Here is a 4,399-nt window from a genome sequence, read left to right on the forward strand (position 1 = left end):
TCAGACCGGCCAGATGCGATTTCATGTCCCAAATACCGAGGTGAATAATCCAGGAGAAACTGATCGATAGCGGGGTTTATCGTTTTATTCCTGATGGTCAGGGGAACATTTTGCCGTCGATTTTTGGTTCTCATGGCGTCGTGGCGCAAGTTCGACTGAAGGATCTGAAGTTGACGCCAGACCTCAGTCACTCGATCATCGATTTGCAATCGCAAGTGGCGATGGCCCAGGTGATCAGCGAAATTCACGCCTTGCGCAAAGAACTTGCCAATGTGCACAACGAGTTGCAAGATGATCGCTTGGCCATGGTGGACAGCGCGTGGCAACAACTGCAACAAGCCAACCAAATCACGGATGCCAGAGTGCGCGAGGCGAAATTACTGAACATTTTAAGCAGTGCGACGGATGCCAAGGCAAAGCTGATTCGGGCCTTTCATACCGAACAACGTTTTTTTGACGAACGCAGTCAACAAGGCCGAATCAAGCAGTTCCTTGATACCAGTGGACAAAATGCCGGCATCGAAAAAAGTCATGAAATTTTTGATACGCTGATGGCCATCACCAAAACTGTGCAAGTTGAAGCGACAGGATATAGTTTGTTAGGCGAAAAGCAAGCCGCGACCTTGAGTCTGAGTCAGTTCAACCAGTTTATCGGCGAAAACAAGCTGAATGAGCGTGATACCTTGCTGACCTTTAATTCATACAGTGATGTTGACCTCGGTGATTTGGTCGAAGGCTTTGAGTCTGTGCAACAAAACATTGCACAATTATCGTTGCCATTCGCTGAAGCACAGCCATTGATCGCCGAACCCGAACTGAACGAGGAGGAATCACATGCCTAAATATTGTCAAAAATGTGGGAAGGAATTACCCCAATCAACTCGCGGAAAATATTGTCAAAATTGTCAGCGTCGGTCCGATGGAAAATTAAAATCCGTGTTGACGACAGCCGCCAGTGCCGCATTGCTGGCCGGGGGCACTGTCATCTCGATCGCACTGCGCGGGAAGAAATTGTGACTGGAAGAAAGGGATGACTGCACATGTTCAACAAGGTGAAACAAAAAATCGGTGAACAAATCGATGAATTTCAACAAAAGCGTGAGGAACAAAAACGGCTTGAAAAAGCAGCCGCCGAAGCCAAAGCGCGGGCTGAGCGCGAACGTATTCGCCTTGAAAAAGAAGTGCTGATGGCTTTAAGCGACAAAGCCTTAATGGTTGAAGCCGTGATGGCCTTGAGAAATCTCAATTCGCGACTTGACACGCTTGAAACCCAGCACGCTGATTTGAAGTCGCAGATTGAATCATTGCAGTGGGACGTTGATATGTTACCGCGCGAAGAAAAATAACTGAATTTAAGTGCCTGGTCGGCGTTGACTGGGCATTTTTTGAGTTGTGCTCATTTTTTGGTTGAGTTTGAGCACCATCAAGCAGGCCAATGTGCGAGATCGGCGCTTCAAATTTGCCGGATTCCATAAACCAATTTATACTTTCCCTACCGATATGAGGAGGTGGCGTGATGAAGGCGATGCAACGGTGGTTGGGGTTAGGTGTGTTGGGGATGTTTTTCTTCATGGTGGTGGTGGACGGCAGTATTGTGACCATTGCGGTGCCGACGATGGCGCGCGCGTTGCACGTTGGCACGGCGTCAGTGAATTTGGTGATCAGCGTGTATTTGATCACCATCAGCGCGCTATTGTTGCCATTTGGTCAGCTCGGTGATCGCATTGGACGGACCCGTTTGTTTCAAATGGGCACAGCCGGATTTGTGATCGGGTCGTGGTTAGCTGGGGCGACCAATGAGTTAAGCGTGGTATTGATCGGGCGCGTGATTCAAGCTATCGGGGCCAGTATGACCATGGCGACCAGTTATGCGGTGGTGACGGATCTGTTTCCGCCTGAACAATTAGGGCGGGCGTTTGGTATTGAAAGTATTTTTATTTCATTAGGCGCGTTGGCTGGTCCGGGACTTGGTGGGTTAATTTTGGCGAATTGGGGCTGGCGGGAGATTTTTTGGGTGAATGTTCCCGTCGGCATCGTGTGTCTGGTACTTTCAGTGTGGACGTTGCCGAAAAATGTTTCCCATTCACAAAACGTACGCTTTGATTGGCTGGGGGTTGGTGGATTGATTCTGCTAGCTGGCGGTTTTTATGCGGTGTCAGTGCTGGCTGGCAGACAACCAGTGATTGCGCTTGCTGGGTTGGCGGTGATCGGTTTGATTTTATGGGGCTGGTTGCGCCTTGAAAAACGACAAGCCACACCTTTGTTTGAGGCGCGCTTGTTGAAAGGTGAAAAAGTGGCGACCCCATTGTTGGCGAGCTTTTTGAGTTTCATCGCGGCGTATGCGTTCGTCTTGTTGTCGCCGATTTATTTGCAATTAGTCGTCCACCTCGATAGTCGAATCACGGGCTTGGTGCTGATGGCAGGCCCTTTGGCGGCGTTAGTGGCGAATCCTGTGGCTGGCGTTTTGGTGGATCACTGGGGGCAGGCGACGTTGATGCGCATCGGGATGGCCATCATGTTGGTGGCGCAGTTAGGATTGGTCGCGTTAAGTGGCGTCGGTGAGCCTTGGTGGGTGATCCTTTGGTCGGTCATTTCCGTAATCGGGACGGCTTTGTTCACCACTGCCGCCAACACGCAGATCATGACTGGGGTGACGGCGGCGCATCGCGGGGCCATCGGGGCGCTGAATTCGTTGGCGCGAGAAGTGGGGATGATGCTGGGCGTGAGCGTGGCCGGCGGGATCTATTATGGCATTTTGTCTCAAACCGCTGGCAAAATGGTGACCAATGCTTTGCGTCAACCGCGTGCCGAGTTGATTTTGGCGCAAAGAGGTGCGTATTTGGTGGCGAGCATTTTGTTAGGGGTGGCGCTTTGGCAGTTGCGCCGGCGCATCAAGTGAAGGGTTATCGCTTGTGAGGACAGCTGGCAACGTGCTATAAAGAAAGTAGAAGCGTCAGTCAGGTGAATGGAGGAGCCGTCATGCAAAATATGCCAGATCATCACGACATGTCACACGACCATACCATGATGCAACATGGTGGCCAGATGATGCACATGGGCAACTTAAAGCAGAAGTTCTGGGTGTCGCTCATCGCGTCGCTGCCGATTTTGGTGCTGTCGCCGATGTTACAAGTGGCTTGGTTGCCGAAGCTGACGTTTTCCGGTTCTGATTGGCTGGTGTTGATTTTAGGAATATTTTTATATGGTTACGGTGGCGCACCGTTTCTCAAAGGGGCCAAAGCGGAATTGCAAGCGCGTAAACCGGAAATGATGACCCTGATTGCCATCGGGATCTCGGTAGCGTTTTTCTACAGTATGTATGCTTTTATGATGAATCATTTTGTCCCGGCTAATGGCCATGTGATGGATTTCTTCTGGGAGCTGGCGACGCTGATCGATATCATGCTGTTGGGGCATTGGATCGAGATGAACGCGGTGATGGCCGCCGGGGATGCTTTGGAGAAAATCGCGGCGTTATTGCCCAGTGATGCCACTGTGATTTCAGCAGATGGGACGCCAAAAACTGTGCCCTTATCTCAAGTTGAGCTCGATGCGGTATTATTAGTGAAAGCTGGCGAAAAAATGCCTGCAGACGGCGTGATCGTAGCTGGTGAAACGACGGTGAATGAAAGCTTGGTTACCGGCGAAGCCCGCGCGGTCAAAAAAACGGTATCTGATCACGTGATCGGCGGATCATTGAACGGTGACGGCACGGTGCAGATCAAAGTGACTGGGACTGGAGAATCTGGTTATTTGGCCCAAGTGACCCAATTGGTGAGCCAAGCCCAGCAGAAGCGCTCCAATGCCGAAAGTATTGCCGATAAAGTTGCCGGCTGGCTGGTGTATGTCGCAGTCGGCGCGGCATTGGTCACCTTTGGCGCATGGTGGGTGTTGGCGCAAGATTTCAATTTTGCCTTGGCGCGCATGGTCACGGTGTTGGTGATCGCCTGTCCGCACGCGTTAGGCTTGGCGATCCCATTAGTGGTCGCGCGCTCGACGTCGCTCGGCGCTAAACACGGGTTATTGATGCGCAAGCGGCAAGTGCTCGAAGTCGCTGATCGGTTAGATATGGTGATGCTGGATAAAACTGGGACGCTGACTGCCGGCGAATTTGTCGTTTCGGCATATGATTCATGGGATGCTCAGCGCACGTCGCAACAAGTTTTGGCAGAGTTTGCGGCTTTGGAACAAAATTCCAGCCATCCACTTTCCGTTGGGATCCTTAAGGCGGCCCGGGATTTAAAAATTGCTGTGCCGACTGCTCATGAGGTGACCACGATCGCTGGGACTGGTCTCAACGGGATCGTGAATGGGCAAAAGCTGATGATCGTAAACGTTCGTTTCCGCGCATTTTAGAATCAAGTTAGCCACTGTCTCAAAATTTTTTGGACAATAAAAA

At 51.1% G+C, this 4,399-nt stretch carries 4 protein-coding genes; all 4 read left to right on the forward strand.

Annotation, left to right across the window (positions count from 1 at the left end):
* The first annotated feature begins 110 nt into the window (after nt 1–110).
* The 4 genes from FD01_RS05890 to FD01_RS05910 all read left to right on the forward strand — a co-directional run bounded on the left by FD01_RS05890 (nt 111) and on the right by FD01_RS05910 (nt 4,356).
* Nucleotides 111–842 (forward strand): hypothetical protein, encoded by a 732-nt coding sequence (locus FD01_RS05890; protein ID WP_056963170.1) that lies wholly within the window; start codon nt 111–113, stop codon nt 840–842.
* Between the two features lie 198 nt (nt 843–1,040).
* Nucleotides 1,041–1,346 (forward strand): hypothetical protein, encoded by a 306-nt coding sequence (locus FD01_RS05900; RefSeq protein ID WP_056963172.1) that lies wholly within the window; start codon nt 1,041–1,043, stop codon nt 1,344–1,346.
* Nucleotides 1,347–1,516: 170 nt separating this feature from the next.
* Complete coding sequence (locus FD01_RS05905; RefSeq protein ID WP_056963174.1) at nt 1,517–2,899, forward strand: MFS transporter; 1,383 nt, start codon at nt 1,517–1,519, stop codon at nt 2,897–2,899.
* Nucleotides 2,900–2,979: 80 nt separating this feature from the next.
* Nucleotides 2,980–4,356 carry an HAD-IC family P-type ATPase gene (locus FD01_RS05910; protein WP_082611710.1) on the forward strand — a complete coding sequence of 459 codons (1,377 nt, stop codon included), beginning with the start codon at nt 2,980–2,982 and terminating at the stop codon, nt 4,354–4,356.
* Nucleotides 4,357–4,399 lie beyond the last annotated feature (43 nt).

The organism is Lacticaseibacillus manihotivorans DSM 13343 = JCM 12514, assembly GCF_001435035.1.
GTDB classification, from domain to species: Bacteria; Bacillota; Bacilli; order Lactobacillales; family Lactobacillaceae; genus Lacticaseibacillus; species Lacticaseibacillus manihotivorans.